This window comes from Bordetella bronchiseptica, from assembly GCF_900636925.1.
Classification (GTDB): Bacteria; Pseudomonadota; Gammaproteobacteria; order Burkholderiales; family Burkholderiaceae_B; genus Bordetella; species Bordetella pertussis.
In genome coordinates this window covers 4,720,100-4,740,587 of the sequence record NZ_LR134326.1, presented here as the reverse complement: position 1 = coordinate 4,740,587, position 20,488 = coordinate 4,720,100, and the positions used below count along the sequence as shown (strand labels likewise).

18 protein-coding genes are annotated in these 20,488 nt (G+C 69.1%); 3 read left to right on the top strand and 15 right to left on the bottom strand.

Annotated features, from left to right (window positions below; translation table 11 throughout):
* Positions 1–2 precede the first annotated feature (2 nt).
* From pcaD to EL288_RS22080, 5 genes are read right to left on the bottom strand one after another with little or no spacing between them, the layout of a single operon-like run.
* The gene (pcaD, locus tag EL288_RS22100; protein WP_033449960.1) at positions 3–782 is read right to left on the bottom strand and encodes a 3-oxoadipate enol-lactonase; all 780 of its coding nucleotides are present in this window, start codon (positions 780–782) and stop codon (positions 3–5) included.
* A gap of 45 nt (positions 783–827) precedes the next feature.
* A complete protein-coding gene (locus tag EL288_RS22095) occupies positions 828–1,124 on the bottom strand; it encodes a YciI family protein (protein WP_003807672.1) in 297 nt (98 codons plus the stop codon).
* 25 nt (positions 1,125–1,149) lie between these two features.
* Positions 1,150–1,425 carry a muconolactone Delta-isomerase gene (gene catC / locus EL288_RS22090; protein ID WP_003807674.1) on the bottom strand — a complete coding sequence of 92 codons (276 nt, stop codon included), beginning with the start codon at positions 1,423–1,425 and terminating at the stop codon, positions 1,150–1,152.
* Between the two features lie 56 nt (positions 1,426–1,481).
* On the bottom strand, positions 1,482–2,126 hold the full coding sequence (locus EL288_RS22085) for a 3-oxoacid CoA-transferase subunit B (protein ID WP_003807676.1): 645 nt from the start codon (positions 2,124–2,126) through the stop codon (positions 1,482–1,484).
* Complete coding sequence (locus tag EL288_RS22080; protein WP_010929696.1) at positions 2,126–2,812, bottom strand: 3-oxoacid CoA-transferase subunit A; 687 nt, start codon at positions 2,810–2,812, stop codon at positions 2,126–2,128. Before EL288_RS22080 ends, EL288_RS22085 begins: the two co-directional genes overlap by 1 nt.
* Positions 2,813–2,941: 129 nt before the next feature.
* Between EL288_RS22080 and EL288_RS22075 the strand changes: the two genes are divergently transcribed.
* On the top strand, positions 2,942–3,793 hold the full coding sequence (locus EL288_RS22075) for an IclR family transcriptional regulator (protein ID WP_003807682.1): 852 nt from the start codon (positions 2,942–2,944) through the stop codon (positions 3,791–3,793).
* Between the two features lie 50 nt (positions 3,794–3,843).
* On the opposite strand, the gene EL288_RS22070 is transcribed toward EL288_RS22075, so the two are convergent.
* From EL288_RS22070 to ppc, 5 genes are all read right to left on the bottom strand, one after another.
* Entirely contained in the window at positions 3,844–4,569 is a 726-nt protein-coding gene (locus tag EL288_RS22070) for an SDR family NAD(P)-dependent oxidoreductase (RefSeq protein ID WP_003807684.1), read from the bottom strand.
* A gap of 32 nt (positions 4,570–4,601) precedes the next feature.
* Positions 4,602–5,942 carry a short-chain fatty acid transporter gene (locus tag EL288_RS22065; protein WP_033446639.1) on the bottom strand — a complete coding sequence of 447 codons (1,341 nt, stop codon included), beginning with the start codon at positions 5,940–5,942 and terminating at the stop codon, positions 4,602–4,604.
* A 112-nt stretch (positions 5,943–6,054) separates the two neighbouring features.
* A complete protein-coding gene (locus tag EL288_RS22060) occupies positions 6,055–6,987 on the bottom strand; it encodes a 3-hydroxyacyl-CoA dehydrogenase family protein (protein WP_003807688.1) in 933 nt (310 codons plus the stop codon).
* Positions 6,988–7,385: 398 nt separating this feature from the next.
* Complete coding sequence (gene sphB1 / locus EL288_RS22055) at positions 7,386–10,181, bottom strand: serine protease autotransporter SphB1 (protein WP_003807690.1); 2,796 nt, start codon at positions 10,179–10,181, stop codon at positions 7,386–7,388.
* A gap of 605 nt (positions 10,182–10,786) precedes the next feature.
* Positions 10,787–13,735 (bottom strand): phosphoenolpyruvate carboxylase, encoded by a 2,949-nt coding sequence (gene ppc / locus EL288_RS22045; RefSeq protein WP_080707675.1) that lies wholly within the window; start codon positions 13,733–13,735, stop codon positions 10,787–10,789.
* Positions 13,736–13,806: 71 nt separating this feature from the next.
* Here ppc and queC point away from each other — a divergent pair, with 71 nt between their 5' ends.
* A complete protein-coding gene (gene queC / locus EL288_RS22040; protein ID WP_010929689.1) occupies positions 13,807–14,526 on the top strand; it encodes a 7-cyano-7-deazaguanine synthase QueC in 720 nt (239 codons plus the stop codon).
* Between the two features lie 38 nt (positions 14,527–14,564).
* On the opposite strand, the gene EL288_RS22035 is transcribed toward queC, so the two are convergent.
* Positions 14,565–15,113 carry a GNAT family N-acetyltransferase gene (locus EL288_RS22035; RefSeq protein ID WP_003807699.1) on the bottom strand — a complete coding sequence of 183 codons (549 nt, stop codon included), beginning with the start codon at positions 15,111–15,113 and terminating at the stop codon, positions 14,565–14,567.
* A 154-nt stretch (positions 15,114–15,267) separates the two neighbouring features.
* Here EL288_RS22035 and EL288_RS22030 point away from each other — a divergent pair, with 154 nt between their 5' ends.
* Positions 15,268–16,167 (top strand): Vgb family protein, encoded by a 900-nt coding sequence (locus EL288_RS22030; RefSeq protein WP_033458913.1) that lies wholly within the window; start codon positions 15,268–15,270, stop codon positions 16,165–16,167.
* 24 nt (positions 16,168–16,191) lie between these two features.
* Here EL288_RS22030 and EL288_RS22025 read toward each other — a convergent pair whose 3' ends face one another.
* Genes EL288_RS22025 through EL288_RS22010 form a run of 4 tightly spaced genes read right to left on the bottom strand, consistent with a single transcriptional unit; the run spans position 16,192 to position 20,363 of the window.
* The gene (locus EL288_RS22025; protein WP_003807705.1) at positions 16,192–16,818 is read right to left on the bottom strand and encodes an FMN-binding negative transcriptional regulator; all 627 of its coding nucleotides are present in this window, start codon (positions 16,816–16,818) and stop codon (positions 16,192–16,194) included.
* A 22-nt stretch (positions 16,819–16,840) separates the two neighbouring features.
* On the bottom strand, positions 16,841–17,767 hold the full coding sequence (locus tag EL288_RS22020; protein ID WP_003807706.1) for a 2-hydroxyacid dehydrogenase: 927 nt from the start codon (positions 17,765–17,767) through the stop codon (positions 16,841–16,843).
* Positions 17,768–17,775: 8 nt separating this feature from the next.
* Positions 17,776–19,362 (bottom strand): ABC transporter substrate-binding protein, encoded by a 1,587-nt coding sequence (locus EL288_RS22015; RefSeq protein ID WP_003807708.1) that lies wholly within the window; start codon positions 19,360–19,362, stop codon positions 17,776–17,778.
* A complete protein-coding gene (locus tag EL288_RS22010) occupies positions 19,359–20,363 on the bottom strand; it encodes an alpha/beta hydrolase (protein ID WP_015038808.1) in 1,005 nt (334 codons plus the stop codon). The genes EL288_RS22015 and EL288_RS22010 overlap by 4 nt, the downstream gene beginning before the upstream one ends.
* Between the last annotated feature and the right edge of the window lie 125 nt (positions 20,364–20,488).

Genomic DNA, 20,488 nt, shown 5'->3' with positions numbered 1-20,488 from the left:
GTTCACTCCGTGAGGAAGCCGGTCAGCGCGCGCGTGAAGGCTTCCGGTTGCTCCCAGTTGGAAATATGCGAGGTGTCGAGCTCGACATAGCGCGCGCCGGGGATGGCGGCGGCCAGCGCCTTGCCGTCCTGCGGCGTGGCGGCCAGGTCGTGGGTGCTGCTGATGACCAGCGTGCGGGCGCGGATGGCGGCGACGCGTTCGCGCAGGTCGGCGTCACGCAGCGCCGCGCAATTGGCCATGTAGCCGGCGTCGGGGATGCGGCGCAGCATGTCGACCAGGAGCTGGACCAGGCCGGGTTCGGCGGCGCGGTATTGCGGCGTCAGCCAGCGTTCGACCAGCCCGGGCGCCATGGTTTCCAGCCCGTCCTGGCGCACCGCGGCGATGCGCGCGCTCCAGCCCTCGGCGCTGCCGATGCGCGCGGCGGTATTGCACAGGACCAGGCGGTCGATCAGCTCGGGGCGTTCCAGCGCCAGCCACATGCCGGTCGGGCCGCCCATCGACAGGCCGCAGAAGTGCGCGCGTTCGATCCGCAGGTGTTCCAGCAGTTCGGCGACATCGCCGCCCAGCTGCGCGAAGCTGTACTCGCCATCGGGCACGGACGATTTGCCGTGGCCGCGCGTGTCGTAGCGCAGGACGCGGAAGCGGCGGCTCAGTTCGGGGATCTGGCGCGCCCACATATCGGCGCAGGTGCCCAGCGAGTTGGACAGTACCAGCACGGGGGCGTCGGCGGGGCCGTCGATGACGTAATACAGGCGCGCCTGGCTGAGGTCGGCGTAAGACATGGTGATTCCTGAAGCGGGGCCTGCCCGCCCTGGGCAGGCAGACAATTACAGATAGGAGGTGCCGTCGACGTAGGCTTTGCGCCAGCGGGTGATCGCGACCCGCTCGAACAGCCCGGCCAGGTGGAACGGGTCGGCCTGGATGAACTGCTCGGCGGCGGCGCGCGTATCGACATCCACTACGTACAGGCCGCCGCCGAGGTCCTTGCCGTCGTCGTCCAGCTTGGCGCCGCAGGCCAGCAGCAGATGCTTGTGCTGGTCGAGGAACTGCAGGTGCGCATTGCGGTGCTGCTGGCGCACGGCCAGGCTGCCGGGCTTGTCGAAGGTCTCGATGATGTAGGGCATGGCGGTTTCCTGAGGGAGTGGGCGATCAGATCGCGGACGGGTGGCGCGCCAGCGCGGTAACCTGGATGTCCATGTACGGGAACAGCGGCAGCGCCGACAGCATCTGGTGCAGCTCGTCGTTGTCGGCGGCGTCGAAGATGCTGACGTTGGCGTAGCGGCCGGCCACGCGCCACAGGTGGCGCCACTTGCCGTCGCGCTGCATCTGCTGGGCCAGGGCCTTTTCGTCGGCCTTCAGTTTGTCGGCGCGCTCGGCGGGCATGTCGGGCGGCAGGTTGACTTGCATTTGAACCATGAACAGCATGGGGAACTCCTTCGATCGGGAAAAGCCCCGGCCGCCGGCCGGGGCGCAATGGGCGTTCAGTCGGCGAACTTCAGCGGCAGGCCGGTCAGCGCCAGCAACTGCTCGCGCGTGGTGCCGCCGAACAGGTCGGTCACGGTGATCTGGCCAGCCCGCAGGTCGAACACCGCCATGTCGGTATAGACGCGCGAGACGCAGCGCACGCCGGTCAGCGGGTAGGTGCAGGCCTGCACCAGCTTGCTCTGGCCGTCGCGGGTCTGCAGTTCCATCATGACGAAGACATCCTTGGCGCCGATGGCCAGGTCCATGGCGCCGCCCACGGCGGGGATGGCGTCGGGCGCGCCGGTGTGCCAGTTGGCCAGGTCGCCCTGCTGCGACACCTGGAACGCGCCCAGCACGCAGATGTCGAGGTGGCCGCCGCGCATCATGGCGAACGAATCGGCGTGGTGGAAGAACGAGCAGCCGGGCAGTTCGGTGACCGGCTGCTTGCCGGCGTTGATGAGGTCGTAGTCTTCCTGGCCCTTGGCCGGCGCCGGGCCCATGCCCAGCATGCCGTTCTCGGTGTGCAGGATGACTTCGCGGTCGGCGGGCAGGTGGTTGGCCACCAGCGTGGGCAGGCCGATGCCCAGGTTGACATAGGCCCCTTCGGGGATGTCCTGCGCGACGCGGGCGGCGATTTCGTCGCGGGTCAGCTTGCTGCTCATTACTGCTCCTTGGCGCCGCGCGGGGCGTCGATTTGCACCACTCGTTTGACGAAAATGCCGGGCGTGACGACGGCCTCGGGGTCGAGCTGTCCCAGCTCGACCACCTGCCGCACCTGCGCCACGGCCACGCGCGCCGCGCTGGCCATGATGGGGCCGAAATTGCGCGCCGTCTTGCGGTACACCAGGTTGCCCCAGCGGTCGCCGCGTTCGGCCTGGATCAGGGCGTAGTCGGCGTGCAGCGGGTACTCCAGCACGTACTGGCGGCCGTTGATCTCGCGGGTTTCCTTGCCGTCGGCCAGCGGCGTGCCGTAGCCGGTGGGCGTGAAGAAGGCGCCGATGCCGGCGCCCGCGGCGCGGATGCGCTCGGCCAGGTTGCCCTGCGGCACCAGTTCGAGCTCCAGCTTGCCGGCGCGATACAGGCCGTCGAAGATCTGCGAATCGACCTGGCGCGGAAACGAGCAGATGATCTTGCGCACCCGCCCGGCGCCCAGCAGCGCGGCCAGGCCGGTGGTGCCGTTGCCGGCGTTGTTGTTGATGATGACCAGGTCCTTGGCGCCCTGCTCGAGCAGGGCGTCGATCAGTTCCATGGGCTGGCCGGCGGTGCCGAAGCCGCCAATCATGACGGTGGCGCCGTCCGGGACGTCGGCCAGGGCGTCGGCCGCGGTAGCAACGAGCTTGGAAATCATGGGTATCGTCGGTAGAGGTGGCGTGTGATAATTTGTTCTATATCAGAACAACCGTTCTTCTGAAGAACATCGTTTCATGGTGGTCAGGGGGTGTCAAGGCGCCTGGCCGCGGCGCGGCCGGCCGGCGAAATGGCTTCGCGCCTCTACAATGGCGCGCGTTCCGAGCGGCTGCATTTCCACCTTCTGCATACAGGTCCCATGGTCGAGCAAGTACCTCAGCAACCCGGCGACAGCTATGTGCAATCGTTTGCGCGTGGCCTGTCCGTGATCCGTGCCTTCGGTCCGCAGCGCCCGCAGATGACCCTGTCGGAGGTGGCCGCCGCCACGGGGCTGACGCGCGCCGGGGCGCGCCGCATCCTGCTGACGCTGGCAAGCCTGGGCTACGTCGCCCAGGAAGACCGGCGCTTCACCCTGACGCCGCGCATCCTGGAGCTGGGCTATGCCTACCTGTCGGCTACGCCGCTGTGGGACCTGGCCCTGCCCTATATGGAAGAGGTGGCCGAGACCACGCGCGAATCGTGCTCGGTTTCGGTGCTCGATGGGGTGGACATCGTCTACATCCTGCGGCTGTCGACGCACAAGGTCATGACCATCAACCTGGCGGTGGGCAGCCGGCTGCCGGCCTGGGTCACCTCGATGGGCCGCGTGCTGCTGGCCGGGCTGCCCGAGGCCGAGCAGGATCGCCTGCTGGACGAAAGCCAGATCCAACCCTACACGCCGGCCACCGTGGTCGACCGCGCCGAACTCAAGCGAATCCTGGCGGGCGTGCGCGCCGACGGCTACGCCTGCGTGGTGCAGGAGCTGGAGCCCGGCCTGCAATCGGTGGCGGTGCCCATCGTCGACCGGGGCGGGCGCGTTATCGGCGCGATGAACGTCAGCGGCCATGCCAACCGGTACTCGCGCGAAGAGATGCTGCAGGCTTTCCTGCCGCCGTTGCGCAGCGCGGCCGAGCACATCAACCAGGCGCTGCGGCGCCGCTGAGGCGGCGCGCGCGCGATGCGCGAGGAGGCGGGCTGGAGCCATGGCCGCGTTCAGACGGGCGCCACGCCCAGCGTGGTGCCGCCGCACACATAGAGCACCTGGCCGGTCACGAAGCCGTTGTCCGGCGACAGGAAGAACATCGCGGCGCGCGCCACGTCCTCGGGCGTGCCCAGCCGCTTGACCACGATGCTGTCGATGATGCGCTGCGTGCGCGGCGCGCCTTCGGGGTTGCTGTTGCGAAACAGCTCGGTGGCGATGGGGCCCGGGCCGATGGCGTTGACCGTGATGCCGTCGCCGCCCAGCTCCATGGCCAGGGTGCGCGTCAGGCCGATCAGCCCGGCTTTGGTCGCCGAATAAACCACCCGTTCGGGCTTGCCCAGCGCCGCGCGCGAGGACATGTTGACGATGCGGCCGTAGCCCGCCGCGCGCATGGCCGGCAGCGCCGCCTGGACCAGGATCATGGCCGTGCGCAGATGCAGCGCAACGACGTAGTCGAGATCGGCCAGGGTCGCGGTGTCGGCGGTGCCCGGGCGCGTGGCGCCAGCGTTGTTGACCAGCCCGACAATGTCGTAGGCCTCGGTCACTTCCCTGGCGACGGCCAGCGTCTGCGCTTCATCGGTCAGGTCGGCCTGGTACGACGCCAGGCCTTGCGGCGCATCGGCGGGCAGGCGGTAATCGATGTTGACGACACGGTGGCCGGCATCGAGCAGGGCGCGGGCGATGGCCGCGCCGATGCCGGACGAGGCGCCGGTGACCAGGTAGGCGGTGGGTTTCATGGCTGGGCTCCGTAAGGGAAGGCGCGGCGGCGTCAGTGGGTCAGGTAACCCCAGGCAAGCACCGCGGCAATGTGGATGACGCCGACCCACAGCATCATGATGACGGTATAGCCCATCACGTCGCGCAGCTTCAGCTTCGACAGTGCCAGGGCGGGCAGGATCCAGAACGGCTGCACCAGGTCGTTCCAGGCGTTGCCCAGCATCACGGCCATGGTGGTCTGGTTGAGCGCGCTGCCGATTTCCTTGGCGGCGTCGATCATGAACGGGCCCTGGATCACCCAGTGGCCGCCGGCCGAGGGCGCGAAGAAGTTGATGACGAACGAGCTGATCAGGCCCCAGAACGGCAGGCTGCCCGGCGAGGCGACGTCGACGAAGACCTTGGAAATGGTGGCCACCAGCCCGGAGCCGGCCATGATGGCCATGATGCCCGCATAGAAGGGGTACTGCAGGATGATGCCGGAGATGGTCTTGATGCCTTCGTTCAGCTTGGCCACATAGGCCGCGGGGGTGCCCAGCAGGATGATGCCCAGGAACAGGATGATGAAGTTGATCAGGTTCAGGTCCAGCGACTTGCCGTCCATGAAATAGAACACCACATAGGCGATGCCCAGCAGGCCGATCAGCAGGCTGAGGATGCGGCTGTTGTTCAGGCGGCTGGCCAGCGTATCCTCGGCGGTCAGCTCGTCGGCGGCCTTGGCCGGCGCGCTGCCCTGGTCGATGGCCGGATCCACTTCGACGACCTTTTCGCCCTGCTTGGGGTGCAGCCAGGCGTTGAGCAGCGGCAGGGTGACGATGATCACCAGGCTGGTGATCAGCATGGGCAGCGAGAAAATGGTTTCCGACAGCGGAATCACGCCCATCTGGTCGGCCGTCGGATGGCCGGGCGTGGCGACCAGCACCGGGATGCTGGCCGACAGGCCCAGGCCGTACATCGTGAAGCCGCTGTAGGCGGCGGCGATGATCAGGGGGTAGTGCACGCCCTTGACCTTCAGCGCCAGTTTCTTGGCGACCACGCCGCCGATCACCAGGCCGAAACCCCAGTTCAGGTAGCTGCCGACGCCGCCGACCAGGGTCGCGACAATGATGGCGGTGCGCGGCTGGTGCACGTGGCTGACGATGCGGTCGAGCAGGCGGTCGGTCAGCGGCGCGGTGGCCAGCACATAGCCCATGGCCAGGATGACGGCCATCTGGGTGGTGAAGGCCAGCAGGCTCCAGAATCCCTTGCCCCATTCACGGGTGATCTGGTCCAGCGGCTGGCCTTCGATGCCGAAAGCCATCAGCACGGTCAACAGGGTCAGCGCGATCGCGAAAACGAATGGATCGGGCAGATACTTGCGCATCAGCTCCGTGAAAAAGGACGTGAGTTTATTCATGGTGCTTCCTACATATTTCTTGGTAAGGCGTTGCGTTTGCGTGGTGTGGGGGGCCTGTCCCCGCGGGGACAGGCCCCGGAAGACGGGCGGCAAGGCTGGGGGGATGTAGCGGTCAAACCGGCTTTCTGCTCTCGAGCCAGGCGGCCAGTTCGGCCAGTGCGGCGCTCTTGTCGCGCAGCACGCGCTCGCGGCGCTCGGGCGGCCAGGCATAGAAGCCCTGGCCGCTCTTGGCGCCCAGTTCGCCTGCCTGCACCTTGTTCTCGAGCAGTTCGGACGGCGTGGTGCGGTTTTCGAGATCCTGGTAGAGATAGCTGGCGATCGCGTAGTGCACGTCGATGCCATTCATGTCGCGCTGCTCCAGCGGGCCGGACAGCGCCAGGCGGATGCCCAGGCTCCACTTGACGACTTCGTCGATGTCCTCGGCGCTCGCCACGCCTTTTTCCAGCAGGGAGATGGCTTCGCGCGCCAGGGCGTGCTGGATGCGGTTGGCGATGAAGCCGGGAATATCCTTGCGTACCAGCACCGGCCGCTTGCCGCCGGCGCGCAGCATGCCCATGACCCGCGCCACGGTCTGCTCGGACGTATCGTCGTTGCGCACCACCTCCACCAGCGGGATCACATCGGCCGGCGTGAAGAAGTGGGTGCCGACGAAGCGGTCGCGGCGCGTGACGGCCTGGGCGATGTCGTTGATCGACAGGCCGGACGTGTTGGTGGCGAAGATGGCCTGCGGATCGCACAGGGTGTCGAGCCGGGCGAAGATGTCGCGCTTGAGCGCCAGTTTTTCCGGCACCGCCTCGATCACCAGCTGCGCCGAACAGGCCGCTTCCAGGCCGGCGTCCATGCGGATGCGCTGCATGGCCGGCGCGATGGCGTCCGGCGCGTACACGCCCAGTTGCCGTTCGATGACCTGGGCGGCGCGCGTCAGCGCGCCTGCCATCGGGTCGATCAGCACCACGTCGAAGCCCTTGGAGGCGAACAGGGCGGCGATGCCGCTGCCCATGGCGCCCGCGCCGACGACCGCCAGATTCTGGATGGGGTTATCCATTGCATGCTCACTCGGATGAAGCCGCGGCGTGTCTCGGGCTGCCCGGCGGCGTCCGGCAGGCCGGGCGTCTCTTCCGTAGGGTGCCTTCCTGTGCCGCAGCCAGAAAAATCTTTGTGTTCTATATACGAACATTTGTGCGCATATAGAATTTATTTCGGGATAGTACTAAGAATCCAGATGGCGGACAAATCAGGCCAGGGGAGCGTCCATCAGGTGGGCGCGCCATCGCGTGACCGTGAGTCCGTACCGGTGCGGGCGGTCAAGCGTCGATGGCGTACGGCAGTGTGCCTGTCCCCGCGGGGACAGGCACATGCACGGGCAGACGCCAGTCCTCAGGCGGGGACAGGCACCCCGGAGCGCCGGCGGGCGTCAGCCCCTGTGCCGAGGCGGGCGCAGAGTCAGTAGCGGTAAGTGAGGCTGGCGCTGAGCTGGTGATCGACCCAGTGCGTGGCAAGCTGGCCCGTGTAGCCCAGCCCCAGCGCGAGGCCTGGCGCGAACTCGGCGCGCAGTCCGAGCGCGCCCTGTACGCGCGTGCGCGGCACGGGCCAGTAGCCGCTGGCGCCCTGGTCCTGCGCCAGGCCGGCGAAACCGCCGGAGGCGGCGTAGCGCCGCGCGCGCAGGTCATGCCAGACGCCCAGTTGCAGCTGCGCCGTCATGGGCGTGGCTCCCAGCATGAAGGCATGGCGGCTTTGCAGTTGCGCCCACAGCGTGGGCACGGTGCGCGTCAAGGCGCGGGCGCGCAGCCCCAGTCCTTGCGCGCCGCTCTCGCTGAAACCTTGCTGGCGCAGATGCGTGAGTTGCAGCCCCGCCCGAGGCGCCAGCGTGTGTCCGGGGGCGAGCGTCCACTGGCGTCCCAGGCCGGCGTCGGCCTGCCAGACGTGGCCCCGGGCGGTGGCGCCGACGGTGTGGCCGGCATCGCCGAGCGAGATGTGGCGCGTGGCCTGGTTGCGGTAGCGGCTATAGCCCAGTGCGCCCTGTACGAACCAGCCGTCGTCCCAGGCGCGGCGCGCGCCCAGCAGTACGCCCGGCGTGGTCATGGCGGCGTTGTCGCGGGCCGGCGCGCCGGACGATTCGTCCCAGTGCGTGCGGCTGTGGGTCAGCGCCGCGGCCAGGCTCAGGCCGGCCGAGACTTCGCGCGCCAGGCCCAGCATGATGCCGTTGCCGCGCTGGCGGCCTTGCAGGCCATCGGGGCGCCAGCGCAACTGGCCGTGGCGATACTCGGCGATGGCCGCCACGCGCTCGCCGCCGGTCTGGGCCAGGTGGTTCTCGAGGCGGTCCATCCAGCGGTTCTGCTCCAGCGTGTTGACCGCGGCGGCGTTGGCGTAGGTGGCGCCGGCCAGCGAATACAGGTTGTCCTGCAGCACCTTGCGGCTTTGCACGCGCTGGATGCGTCCGATGGCGGCCGCCGGCGCCGCGGCGTCGCGCTGCGACTCGGGCAGGGCATCGAGTTCGCGCATCGCGGCGTCGAGCCGCTCGGCCACGGCCAGCACCGACGCGCGGCGCCCGTCGTCCGCGGCCCGCTGCGCCACGGCATGGACACGCTCGGCGCGCCGCATGGTCAGGTAGACGGCCTGGGGCTGGTAGTCCAGCCGGGCGTTGAGCAGCAGGCCCGGACTGCGCGTCAGCGTGGCGAAGACGCCGGACACCGCGCCGGCCTTGATGACCGGGACGCTTTTCCCGTCGCCGCCGACGTAGCCGGGGCGGATGTCGTCCACATGCAGCCGGCCGGCCAGGCTGGCCCTGCCGGATACGTCGAGCAGCGAGCCGATGTCGGTGACCAGCAGGCCCTGCGCGGTCTGCGAGTAATCTCCCTTGACGTGCAGGCCGGCCTCCTTGTTGACCACCGTGCCCTGGTTGGTCACCGTGCCGACGGTGCCGATGCCGGTCAGCGTGCCGCCAGGCTCGACGGTGACGGCGGACGTGACGCTGCCAAAGACGTCGAGGGTGCCGCGCTTGATGGTGGTGCGGCCGGCATAGGTATTGGCGCCGGCCAGGACCAGCGCGCCGGGGCCGTCGACGACCAGCCCGCCGGCGCCGGAGATGTCGTTGCCGAACGTGGAGGTATCCGTAACCCGGGCGACGAAGTCGCCGAAGGCGAACTGCGCCGGGCCCTGCACGGCGCGGCCCACGTCGAGCACGCCCCAGCCGTACTGCGGGTCGACGCCGTACGGGCCCTTGTCCTGCGCCGTGGTCAGCAAGGTGGTGCGCAGGTTGTCGTTGTCCATCCAGCGAAAGCGATCCTGCACCAGTACGGCGGCGCCGGTGACCAGCGGCGCGGATAGCGACGTGCCCTGTTCGACGTGGATGCTGTCGGGGTTGTTCTTGTCGAGGCCGGGCAGGTAGGCGGTGCTGGGCGCGGCCAGGCACCATTGCTGCGCCTGCCCGCAGCGGTTGGCCCATGTTTCGAGCCTGCCGTTTTCGTCCACCGCGGTGACCACGATCAGGCCGCGTTGCAGGTGCGGCTCGACGCGAGGGGTGCGTCCGACCGAGCCGACCTCACTGTAGGCGCGACCCGAGGGCCTGCCGTTGCCGGCGGCGAAAATGAGGAGCGCGCCGTCGCGCACCAGGCGATCGAGTCGTCCGATGTAGGTGTTCTGCTTGTTGGCGGCGCGCTGGTATTCGTTGCGGTCCTCCTTGACGCGCTGCTCGCCTTCCGGACCTTCGGTGGCGAAACTGTTGTTGAAGATCTTGATGCCGTGCCCGAGCAGGTCGCTCCAGGCGTGGAAGGCGGCTTCGTCGGAGACATGGCCGGCCCGCGTGCCGATATTGGCCGAATAGAGGTCGGCATTGGGCGCGACGCCGCCGCGATACGTGTCGGTGTTCTGTCCGGCCAGTACCAGGGCGACCGAGGTTCCGTGCCTGCCCTGGCGCTTGGGGTCGGGGTAGGTGCGGGTGCCGTCGGCCATGTAATCGCCGCCGTATTTCTTCTCGACGTTCAGGAGCGGATGGTCGCTGCGCACGCCTTCGTCGACGACCGCGACTTTGACGCGGTAGCCCCGCAGCTTCTGGTCGTGCGCCATCTTCAGGTCGATGGTGTTGAGGGCCTTGTCCTGCTTGGCGATGAACGGCCCGCCGGCGGGCGTGACGAAGTCGGTGCGTTGCGGCCGCCGGTATGTCGACAGCGGCGCGCGCACGCGGGGCAGGTCTGCGGCCGGCACTTCGGGCAGCTGAGGCGGCACGGCCGGCGGCGGCATCACGGGCGGGGGAGCCTCCGGTGGCGGCGCGGGAGGACGGGGCGCTCCAGGCGCGGGCGCCGGCGGTTGCGGAGCAGGCCTGGGCGCAGGATTGGGTGCCGGCTCGGGTCCAGGTTCGGGGCGTGGCGAAGGGGCGGGTTGCGGCGCCGATGGCGCACGGCCGCCCGGGCTGCCGCCACCACCTCCGCCACCACCTCCACCGCCGCCGCCTCCGCCGCCGCCTCCGCATGCCGCCAGCAGCGCGCACAGCGCGAATCCGGTGCAATGGATCCAACGTGGCGATGAACGGACGGAGGCCTCACAAACCGCGGTGCGAGGAGTGCGTCGAGCAGGCATGGTGCGAAACTGGGATGATCAAAAACGAATCATCCTAGGACGCGGCGCCTCAAAATGTTGGGAGGTTTCCAGGCTTGTAGGAAGCTATCGTCCGGGCGTCGGCGGATACGCAATGCACGGTGCCGTAGCGCGCCGGGGGCGATTGAGATGGTTTGGGAAGATTGCCTGTAAGAAATCGCAGTAACTGCAACGCTTCAGGGCGGCATCCCAGAGTTTTTCTGGAGAAATATGCTGCTCTGAAGCGTTTTTTCCTACGCTGGGCGCACGGCTCAACCCGAGTTGCGCAGGCCGGCGGCAATGCCGTTGATGGTCAGGTGGATGGCGCGCGGCACGCGGATGTCGGCGTCATCGCCGGCGCGCCGCTGCGCGGCGCGGTGCCGCTTGATCAGCTCGATCTGCAGGTAGTTCAGCGGATCGATATAGGCGAAGCGTTCGCGCAGCGAGGCCATCAGGCCGGGGTTGTCGGCCAGCAGCTCGCGCCGGGTCAGCAGGCGCAGCATGGCCAGCGTGCGGCCGTGCTCGGCCGTGATGGCGCCGAACACCCGCTCGCGCAGGCCGCGCCGCGGCACCAGTTGGGCATAGCCGGCGGCGATGGCGAGATCGGACTTGGCCAGCACCATCTCCATGTTCGACAGCAGGGTGCGGAAAGCCGGCCAGTCGCTGGCCATCTCGCGCAGCTGCGCCAGCCGGGCGCGGCGCGAGCGCGGCGCGCCTTGCGCACCGGTTTCCAGATAGGCTTCGATGGCCGAGCCCATGCCGTACCACCCGGTAAGCATGAGGCGGCATTGCGCCCACGAGAATCCCCACGGAATGGCGCGCAGGTCCTCGATGTGCTGGCCCTTCTTGCGCGAGGCAGGGCGCGAGCCGATGTTCAGCCCGGCGATTTCGCTGATCGGAGTGGCGGCGAAGAAATAATCGGCAAAGCCCGGCGTGTCGTAGACCAGGCCGCGATAGGTGCGTTGCGCCAGTTCCGACATGAACGACATGGCCGGCGCGTGCTGCTGCATGTGGGCGTCTTCGGCCGAGGTGGCGGCGGCCTGCGGCGCGAGCGACGACTCCAGCGTGGCGGCCACCAGCAGCTCCAGGTGCCAACGGCCGACTTCGGCGTCCTTGTATTTGCTCTGGATGACCTCGCCCTGTTCGGTCAGGCGCAGCTGGCCGGCCACGGTGCCCGGCGGCTGCGCCAGGATGGCGTCGTAGCTGGAGCCGCCGCCGCGGCCGACCGAGCCGCCGCGTCCGTGGAACATGCGCAGGCGCACCGAGCGGGCGCTGAAGACGTCGACCAGCGCGCGTTCGGCCTGGTAGAGGGACCAGTTCGAGGTCAGGAAGCCGCCGTCCTTGTTGCTGTCGGAGTAGCCCAGCATGACTTCCTGGGTATCGCCCTGCGCCAGCCGTACGCGCTGGCGGACTTCGGGCAGGTCCAGCCAGGCCGCCATGATCTCGGGGCCGCGCTGCAGGTCGGGAATGGTTTCGAACAGCGGCACCACCATCAGGCCGTCGCCAGGCGCGATGGTTTCGCCAGGCGGCGCGATCAGCCCGGCCTCTTTCTGCAGAACCAGTACTTCCAGCAGGTCGCTGAGGGTTTCGGTGTGCGAAACAATGCTCTGCAGCACGGCCTGTCTGCCATAGCGGGCGCGCCCGGCGGCGGCGGCGCGCAGCACCGCCAGCTCGCTCGCGGTTTCTTCGCTGTAGGCGATCCACGGCGAGGCCAGCGGCCGCGCATGCGCCAGCTCGCGGCGCAGCACGGCCACGCGGGCCGCCTCGTCCAGCGCCAGGTAGTCCACCGCCTGGCCGTCGATGCCGTCGCCGGCGCGCGCGAACAGCTCGGCCAGCACGCGTTCGTGCACATCCGAGCTTTGGCGCAGGTCCACGGTGGCCAGGTGAAAGCCGAATACGGTTACTGCCTGCTGCAGGCCGCTCAGGCGCAGGCGCGCGATGGGCGCGCCGTGGTGCGCCGCTAGCGAGGCGGCGATGACCGCCAGGTCGGCCGCCAGCGCGTCGGGCGTGTCGTACGGGGCGGCGGGAACGGTGGCGCGGCGCGCCAGCTCCTGGCCGGTCAGGTGGCGGGCGGTGGCCGCCAGCCGGGCGTAGATGCCGATCAGCGCGCGCCGGTAGGGTTCGTCGCGCCGGTGGGGCGAGTCGTCGCCGCCCGCGTCGGCCAGCGCCAGCAGCGCCGGGTCGGCCTCGATCAGCAATGTGCTGGCCGACAGTTCGGCGCCCAGCGCGTGGACCTCCTGCAGGTAGTGCTCGAACAGCACCGTGGCCTGCCGCAGCAGCGCGCGCTCCAGCGTGGCGGCGTCGACGTTGGGATTGCCGTCGCGATCGCCGCCGATCCAGCTGCCCATGCGCAGGAACGGTTCGAGCGGCGGGGGCGGCGGCGTGAACGGCTTGACGGGCTCGCGGTTGAGCAGCCGGGCCAGGTCGCCGTAGACGCGCGGGATGACGTTGAGGAAGGTGCTGCGGTAATAGGACAGCGCGTTCTCGATCTCGTCGGCCACGGTCAGCCGCGTGTAGCGCAGCATGCGCGTCTGCCACAGCGTGGCGACCTGGCCGATCAGGGCCAGGTCCAGTTCGGACAGTTCGTCGGCGGTCAGTTCGCGCTCGCGCTGCACCAGCAGGGAAGAGATTTCGCGGTGCACGTCCAGCGTGCTCTTGCGCTGCACTTCGGTGGGGTGGGCGGTCAGCACCGGCATCACGCAGGCCTCGCTCAGCAGGCGGCGGATCCGGGCATTGTTCACGCCCTGCGCCTTGAGCGATTCGATGGCCTGGCGCAGGCTGCCGCGCTCCGGACCGGCGCCGGCCAGGGCGCGGTCGCGCTGGCGCCGGTTCTGGTCGCGGTCCTCGGCGATGTTGGACAGGTGCAGGAAGTAGCTGAACGCGCGCGCCACCGAATTGGGGTCGTTGCCTCGCAATTGCTTGACGCGGGCCTGCAGCAGCTTGTCGTCGGCCGGGTCGCCGGCACGGCGAAACCGGACGGCGGTACGGCGCAGGGTTTCGATCGTGTCGTACACCCGCTTGCCCTCGCAAGCCTGGATGACTTCGCCCAGGCACCGGCCCAACAGCCGGATATCGTGACGTAGGGGTTCTGCTGAGTCGGACTGCTGGCGGATTGCGTTCATCTGAAAGGGATCCGTCGGGGCGCCTTGGCGCTGGGGAATGGGAAGGATGTGGGTAAGGCGGAACTGGCAATTCGAGACCGGGGCATTGTACGCAGCCATCCTTACAAGCGCGGGCTGCGGTACAGTCAGGCCGTGGCGGCCGCGCCGCGCTTCATTTGTTCCGGTGTCTTATGCAAAACCATCAACGACGCGCCCTGGTGCTGTTCTCGGGCGGACAGGATTCCACCACTTGCCTGGCCTGGGCGCTGGAGCGCTATGCCCACGTCGAGACGCTGGGTTTCGACTACGGCCAGCGGCATCGCGTCGAGCTGGATGCCCGCCAGGTCGTGCTGCGCGAACTGCGCGCCAACTTTCCCGACTGGGCCCAGCGCCTGGGCGACGATCATCTGCTCGACCTGGGCATCCTGGCGCAGGTGGGCGACACCGCCATGACCAGCGACCGCGAGATCGAGATGCAGGCCAACGGCCTGCCCAATACCTTCGTGCCCGGCCGCAACCTGCTGTTCCTGACGCTGGCCGCGGCGCTCGGTTACCGCCGCCAGCTCGACGTGCTGGTGGGCGGCATGTGCGAAACCGATTTTTCCGGGTACCCGGACTGCCGCGACGACACCATCAAGTCGCAGCAGGTAACGCTGGGCCTGGGGCTGGGTACGCGGGTCACCATCGAGACGCCGCTGATGTGGCTGGACAAGGCCCAGACCTGGGAACTGGCCGACCGGCTGGGCGGGCAGGCGCTGGTCGACATGGTGATCGAGCACAGCCATACCTGCTACCTGGGCGAGCGCGGCCAGCGCCACGACTGGGGCTACGGCTGTGGCCATTGCCCGGCCTGCGCCCTGCGCAAGAACGGTTGGGAGCGCTGGGTGGCCGGCGCGGCGCACGCGGATTGAGGACGGCGCGCCGCCCCTGGTGATCGCGCGGGCAGGGGTCACGGGCGGCCGGGCGGCGTGGCGTCGCCCTCGCCCAGCGCCCGCTGCATCAGGACGGTGTCGCGCCATTGGCCGTGCTTGTAGCCCACCGAGCGGAAGGTGCCGATGGTATCGAAGCCATGGCGCGCATGCAGGGCCACCGAGGCGGTGTTGGCGCTGTCGCCCACCACCGCCAGCATCTGGCGCCAGCCGCCGGCGGCGCAGCGTTCGATCAGCGCCGCCAGCAGCTTGCCGCCGATGCCCTGGCCGGCGTGTCCGGCGCGGACATAGACCGAGTCTTCCACCGTATGGCGGTAGGCCGGGCGCGGCCGGTATGGCGTGGCGTAGGCGTAGCCGACGATCTCGCCGCCGCATTCGGCCGCCAGGTAGGGCAGGCCATGCGCCAGCACCGCCGCGCGGCGTTCGCGCAAGGCTTCCAGACCGGGCGGCTCCAGCTCGAACGACGCGGTGCCGTGCAGGACATGGTGGGCGTAGATCGCGGCGATGGCCGGCAGGTCGGCGTCGCGGCTGTCACGGATCAGGATTGCGGTGGGCATGGAGGCGGTCATGGCGCATGGTCGAAAGAGGCCGTGCTAGTGTGCGCCGCCGCGATCGATAAGGGAAGATGGTCGGTTTCATGGTTCGTACAAGAAAAAATCTGGTGCTCGGGCGCCTGTCCCCGCTGGGACAGGCACGCCGCGTGCAGTTCGATGAGGCCACTTCATGAACCAAGTCGAGATGACGGAATTCCCCGTAGGCAAGCCGCAGGAGGCGCTTTATGGCGTCGCTTCGACTCCCGACGGCGCGCTGTGGTTTACGCTGGCAAAGGGCAATGCCATAGGGCGGCTGTCGCCGGACGGAGCCGTGTCGCGCTTCCCATTGCCGCACGCCGATGGCCAGCCCACCACGATCACCTGCGGCCCGGACGGCCGGCCCTGGTTCACGCTCTCGTCGGCCAATGCCATCGGCCGCCTGGCGCCCGACGGCGCCTTGCGGATGTTCGAGCTGCCCCGCCCGGCTTCCCGTCCCTTTGGCATTGCCGGCGGCCACGATGGCTGCCTTTGGTTCGCGGAGATGGCGGGGGATCGTATCGGCCGCATCACGATCGACGGCGATATCGAGGAATATGATCTGCCCGTGAAGGGCGGATATCCGTCCTGCATGGCCGCCGGGCGCGACAGGCTGATGTGGTTCACCTTGAATCAGGCGGGCGCCGTAGGCAGCATATCGGCGACGGCGGCGCCGCGGATTTTCCCGCTCGGCGCGGCCGACGCGGCGCCGGTAGGCATTGCATCCGATGCCCAGGGCGCTCTCTGGATCGCGCAGGCCGGCAATGGGGCGATTGCCCGGTTCGACGCGGGCGGGCGCATTACCGAATTCCCGTTGCACAGCCGTGCAGCCAGGCCGCATGCGATTGCGGCCGATGCCGCCGGCAACCTCTGGTTCACCGAGTGGGGCGCCAACCGTATCGGCCGCATTTCGGAAGCGGGCGATCTGGCGGGCTATGAGCTTGCGGCTCCCGGGTCGGAGCCGCACGGTATCGCCATCGACCCGCATGGGTGCGTTTGGGCGGCGCTCGAAACGGGCAGGTTGGTCCGCCTCCAGGCATCGCCGCGCGACTGAGCCTGGCGCCCGGCCTGCGTTGCGCTAGGCCAGCAGCGCCTCGCGCATCATGCGCGCCACCCCGCGGCTGCCCGGGTCGCGGCGGTTCTCCAGCGCGGCCAGTACGCCGGCGCGGTCTTCCGGGGATTTGTCCTGGTTCAGTTTCACCTTGCCTTCGAGCCGGGCGATGGGGATCTCCAGCGCGATGATGGCCGACAGGCGCGGCACGATCAGGTCTTCCGGCATGGCCTCGAACGTCCACTCGCCGCCCAGCGGCGTGTCGTAGGTCTGTACGGTGCGGGTCAGGATGGCGCGGATGCGCTGCGCGTCTTCGATGGCGGCGGCCTGGCCATGGGCGTGGATGGCGGCGTAGTTCCAGGTGGGGAAGGTCTGTCGGTTGCGGTACCAGCTGGGCGAGATGAAGGCGTGCGGACCCTGGAATACCACCATCGCCTGGGCGCCGGCCTGGATGTCGGCGGCCTGCGGATTGCGCCGCGCCAGGTGGCTGATCAGGGTGCCGTGGGGCCCGCGCAGCGGGTCGAGCAGGAAGGGCAGGTGCGTGGCTTGCAGGCCCTGGTCGCCATGGGTGACCAGGGTGGCGAAGCTCCAGTCGCGCATCCAGGCGTGCAGCTTGTGGCGGTCCCGTTCTTCATAGGCGGGCGGGGTGTACATCCAGAATCTCCTTGCCGGCGGGTCAGTAGCCGCGTCGCGGGTCGACCAGGTTCATGAGCGCCTCGCCGGCGTTCAGGCGGCGCAGGTTTTCCAGTATCTGGCCGGCCACGCGCTCGAACGGCGCGACCGAGGCCATGTGCGGGGTGATGACGAGGCTGGGGCAGCGCCACAGCGGGTGCTGCGGCGGCAGCGGCTCCTGCGCGTAGACGTCGACCAGGGCGCCGCGCAGGCGGCCGTCGGCCAGCGCTGCCTGCAGGTCGGCTTCCACCAGGTGGGCGCCGCGGCCGCAGTGGATCAGCGCCGCGCCGGGCGGCAGGCCGGCGAAGGTGGCCGCGCACAGCAGGCCGCGGGTGGATTCGGTCAGCGGCAGCAGGTTGACCAGGATGTCGCTGGCGGCCAGGAATGGCGCCAGCCCGTCGGGTCCATGATGGGTGGCGACGCCGTCGATGCGCTTGGCGGTGCGCGACCAGCCCGTCACCGGCAGGCCGGCGGCGCGCAGCAGCGGCAGCGCCGCCATGCCGATCGCGCCCAGGCCCATCAGGCCCACGCGCAGCGGCGGCTGGCCGTAGCGGTCGGGGCGGCGCCATTGGCCGGCGGCCTGGCTGGCGCGCGCCTGGTCGAAGCCGCGCGAGAAGTACAGCGCGCCCCACAGGATGTACTGCGCCATGCCGAGGTTCAGTTCGGCATCGACCACCCGGCACAGCGGCACGTCCGGCAGGCCGGGCGCGGCCAGCACGTTGTCCACCCCGGCCGACACGGTATGCAGCAGCCGCAGCGCCGGCATCGCCGCCAGCGCGCCGGGCGGCGGCGCCCAGCACACCGCCACTTCGGCGGCGGCGCAGCGCGGGTCGGGCCAGACCACGACGTCGATCGACGGGTCCAGGGCGCGCAGGGCGGGCGGCAGGCGCAGCAGGTCGGGCGCCTGGCTGGCGATGGCAATCAAGGTCATGGGCGGAATCAGCGGGCGTCGAGGTAGACCGTGTCGAAACTCTCTTTGACGCCGATGGCGCTGGTGACGAGGTTGTGTACATTGCCACGGTACAGCGTCGGGTAGTCGATTTCCAGCAGCCAGCCCAGCGCGGCGTCGTCCACCAGGATGCGCTGCAGTTCGCTGTACAGCTTCTGGCGTTCGGCCGGGTCCACGCTGCGCGCGGCCTGCTGCCACAGCGCGTCGGCCTTGGGGTTGTGGTAGCCCTGGTTGTTGCCGAACGGCGTGCCCTTGACGCGGTTGCTCGACAGGTACAGGCGCTGCACGCCCAGCACCGGGTCGCCGTACTGGTAGGGGTGGTTGAAGGAGATGTCGAAGTCCCACTGGCTCATGCGGCTGGCCCAGCCGCCGGCGTCGGTAGCCTGGATGTCCACCTTGAAGCCGAGCTGCTCCAGCGTCTGCCGCGTGTATTCGCCCACGCGCTCCCAGTTGGCGCCATACGGGAACGCCAGCAGCCGCAAGGTGCGCTGCCCGACGTCCACGCCGGACTCCTTGATCAGGGCGCGCGCCTTCTTGATGTTGTAGTCGTAGACCGGCAGGTCCTTGTCATGGAACAGCGTGGCCGAGCTGAACGGCCCGGTGGGGACGCGCCCCATGCCGAAGAAGATGTTCTTGACGATGAAATCGCGGTTCAGGGCATGCATGACGGCGCGCCGCACCAGCACATTGTCGAACGGCGCCTCGCGCTGGTTGAGCACCATCAGCCCCATGGGGCCGAACATCTCCCAGCCCTTGGTGGTGTATTGCACGCCGGGCAGGGCGCGCAGGCGCTTGATGTCGACGCTGTCGACGTCGTCGCCGTAGACCAGGTCCACGTTGGCCTGTTCGAAGGCCACCGCGCGCGAGGCCGAATCGGGAATGACCTGGAAGCGGATGCCGTCCAGGTAGGGCAGGCCGGGTTTCCAGTATTCGTCGTTGCGCACCAGCGCGATGTGCGAGCCGCGCACCCATTCCTTGAATTTGAACGGACCGGTGCCCACCGGGTGCTGGTTGGCGGGGTTGTTGCGGTAATCGGTGCCCTCGTAGAGATGCTTGGGCATCATGGGCATGGTGCCGGTCTCGAACATCGAGATGAAGGGGGCGAAGGGTTCCTTCAGGCGGATTTCCACGGTGGCCGGGTCTACCGCGCGCACGCTTTCCACATAGGCGTTGAGGATCAGCTTGGTGCGCGGATGCACCTCGCGCACCAGCTTGTCGATGGAAAACACCACGTCGTCGGCGGTAAACGGCTTGCCGTCGTGCCATTTCACGTCGGGCTGCAGCTCGAAGGTATAGACCAGGCCGTCGGGCGAGATGCGCCAGGCGCGCGCCAGGCTGGGTTGCGGCTTGAGGTCCGCGTCGTAGGTCAACAGGCCCTGGAAGATCTTGCCGCCGACGAACTGGGTGGGCGATTGCGAATTGATGGCGGTGATCAGGATGGGCGGCTCGGGATGCACGATGGCGCGCAGCGTGCCGCCGCGGGTCTGGGCTTGCGCGGGCGCGCCGGCCAGGGTGGCGATGGCGGCGCTGGCCAGCAGGAGGGCGCGCAGCGTGCCCCGGATGTGTCGGTAGTTCATGGTTGGTGTTCCCCCGTATGGATCGCCGCCGCCGCCGCAGCCGGCCGCAGCACCGCGCGCAGCCAGGCCGCGGTATCGTCGAAGGCGGCCACGCTGACCTGCGCCAGCGATACCGCCTCCAGAAAACTGTGCACCGTGCCCGGATAGACCTTCGCCTGCACGTCCACGCCGGCTTCGCGCAGGCGCGCGGCCATGTCCTGGTTGGCGTCGTGCAGCAAGTCGAGTTCGGTGATGGCCATGAAGGCCGGCGGCAGGCCGCGCAGGTCCGCGTGCACCGGGCTGATGCGCGGATCCCGCGGATCGTCGCCGGCGCGCAGGTAGTTCCAGTAGAACCACACCATCTGCTGGGTCGACAGCAGGTATTCGCCGCCGCCGTACTTGACGGTCGAGTCGCGAAACAGATTGGCGTCGTACACGCCGTAGTTCAGGACCATGCCGGCCAGCGGCGCGGCGCCGCGTTCGCGCAGCGTCAGGCAGGCGGCCACCGACAGGTTGGCGCCGGCCGAGTCGCCGCCGATGCACAGCCGGGCGCGATCCACCTCCAGTTCGGCGCCGTTGGCGTCCAGCCAGTCGATCACGCCGACGATCTCCTCGATGGCCCGCGGGTAGCGCGCCTCGGGCGCACGGGTGTAGTCGACGCCGATCACGGTCAGGCCGGCGCGTTCGGCGTACTCCCGCATCAGGCGGTCGTGCGTATCCAGGCTGAACAGCACCCAGCCGCCGCCATGTACATACAGCAGCGCCGGGCCCGGCCGGGCCGCGCGCGGCGTGTACACCCGCAGGCGTACCGGCCCGTGCGGCGTGGGCGCGTGGATTTCCCGGGTGCGGGCCATTTGCGGCCCGCCTTCGGCCCACGGGCGGCGCACCGCCTCGGAAATGGCGCGGGCCTGCTCCACCGGCACCAGGTCGCGGCGCGGGTGGGCGGCGGAATCGGCCTGCATGCGTTCGACGAAACGCTGGATCTGCGGGTCCAGGGGATATGGCAGCGCGGCGGTGGTCAACGTGGCGTCCTGTCGGCAGTGAGCGATGCCGACATCCTAGGGCGGCGGCGGGCGCCATACTGGCGCGGTCGGGCCAAGTAGTGGCGCGCGCAGGCCGAACCGGGGGCGCGCGGCGGGCCGCTATA

Bases quoted from the DNA above. Each gene is read 5' to 3' on its own strand.
- pcaD (WP_033449960.1), bottom strand. From the start codon at position 782: ATGTCTTACGCCGACCTCAGCCAGGCGCGCCTGTATTACGTCATCGAC.
- EL288_RS22095 (WP_003807672.1), bottom strand. From the start codon at position 1,124: ATGCCCTACATCATCGAGACCTTCGACAAGCCCGGCAGCCTGGCCGTG.
- catC (WP_003807674.1), bottom strand. From the start codon at position 1,425: ATGCTGTTCATGGTTCAAATGCAAGTCAACCTGCCGCCCGACATGCCC.
- EL288_RS22085 (WP_003807676.1), bottom strand. From the start codon at position 2,126: ATGAGCAGCAAGCTGACCCGCGACGAAATCGCCGCCCGCGTCGCGCAG.
- EL288_RS22080 (WP_010929696.1), bottom strand. From the start codon at position 2,812: ATGATTTCCAAGCTCGTTGCTACCGCGGCCGACGCCCTGGCCGACGTC.
- EL288_RS22075 (WP_003807682.1), top strand. From the start codon at position 2,942: ATGGCTTCGCGCCTCTACAATGGCGCGCGTTCCGAGCGGCTGCATTTC.
- EL288_RS22070 (WP_003807684.1), bottom strand. From the start codon at position 4,569: ATGAAACCCACCGCCTACCTGGTCACCGGCGCCTCGTCCGGCATCGGC.
- EL288_RS22065 (WP_033446639.1), bottom strand. From the start codon at position 5,942: ATGAATAAACTCACGTCCTTTTTCACGGAGCTGATGCGCAAGTATCTG.
- EL288_RS22060 (WP_003807688.1), bottom strand. From the start codon at position 6,987: ATGGATAACCCCATCCAGAATCTGGCGGTCGTCGGCGCGGGCGCCATG.
- sphB1 (WP_003807690.1), bottom strand. From the start codon at position 10,181: ATGCCGCCGCCGGCCGTGCCGCCTCAGCTGCCCGAAGTGCCGGCCGCA.
- ppc (WP_080707675.1), bottom strand. From the start codon at position 13,735: ATGGCTGCGTACAATGCCCCGGTCTCGAATTGCCAGTTCCGCCTTACC.
- queC (WP_010929689.1), top strand. From the start codon at position 13,807: ATGCAAAACCATCAACGACGCGCCCTGGTGCTGTTCTCGGGCGGACAG.
- EL288_RS22035 (WP_003807699.1), bottom strand. From the start codon at position 15,113: ATGACCGCCTCCATGCCCACCGCAATCCTGATCCGTGACAGCCGCGAC.
- EL288_RS22030 (WP_033458913.1), top strand. From the start codon at position 15,268: ATGAACCAAGTCGAGATGACGGAATTCCCCGTAGGCAAGCCGCAGGAG.
- EL288_RS22025 (WP_003807705.1), bottom strand. From the start codon at position 16,818: ATGTACACCCCGCCCGCCTATGAAGAACGGGACCGCCACAAGCTGCAC.
- EL288_RS22020 (WP_003807706.1), bottom strand. From the start codon at position 17,767: ATGACCTTGATTGCCATCGCCAGCCAGGCGCCCGACCTGCTGCGCCTG.
- EL288_RS22015 (WP_003807708.1), bottom strand. From the start codon at position 19,362: ATGAACTACCGACACATCCGGGGCACGCTGCGCGCCCTCCTGCTGGCC.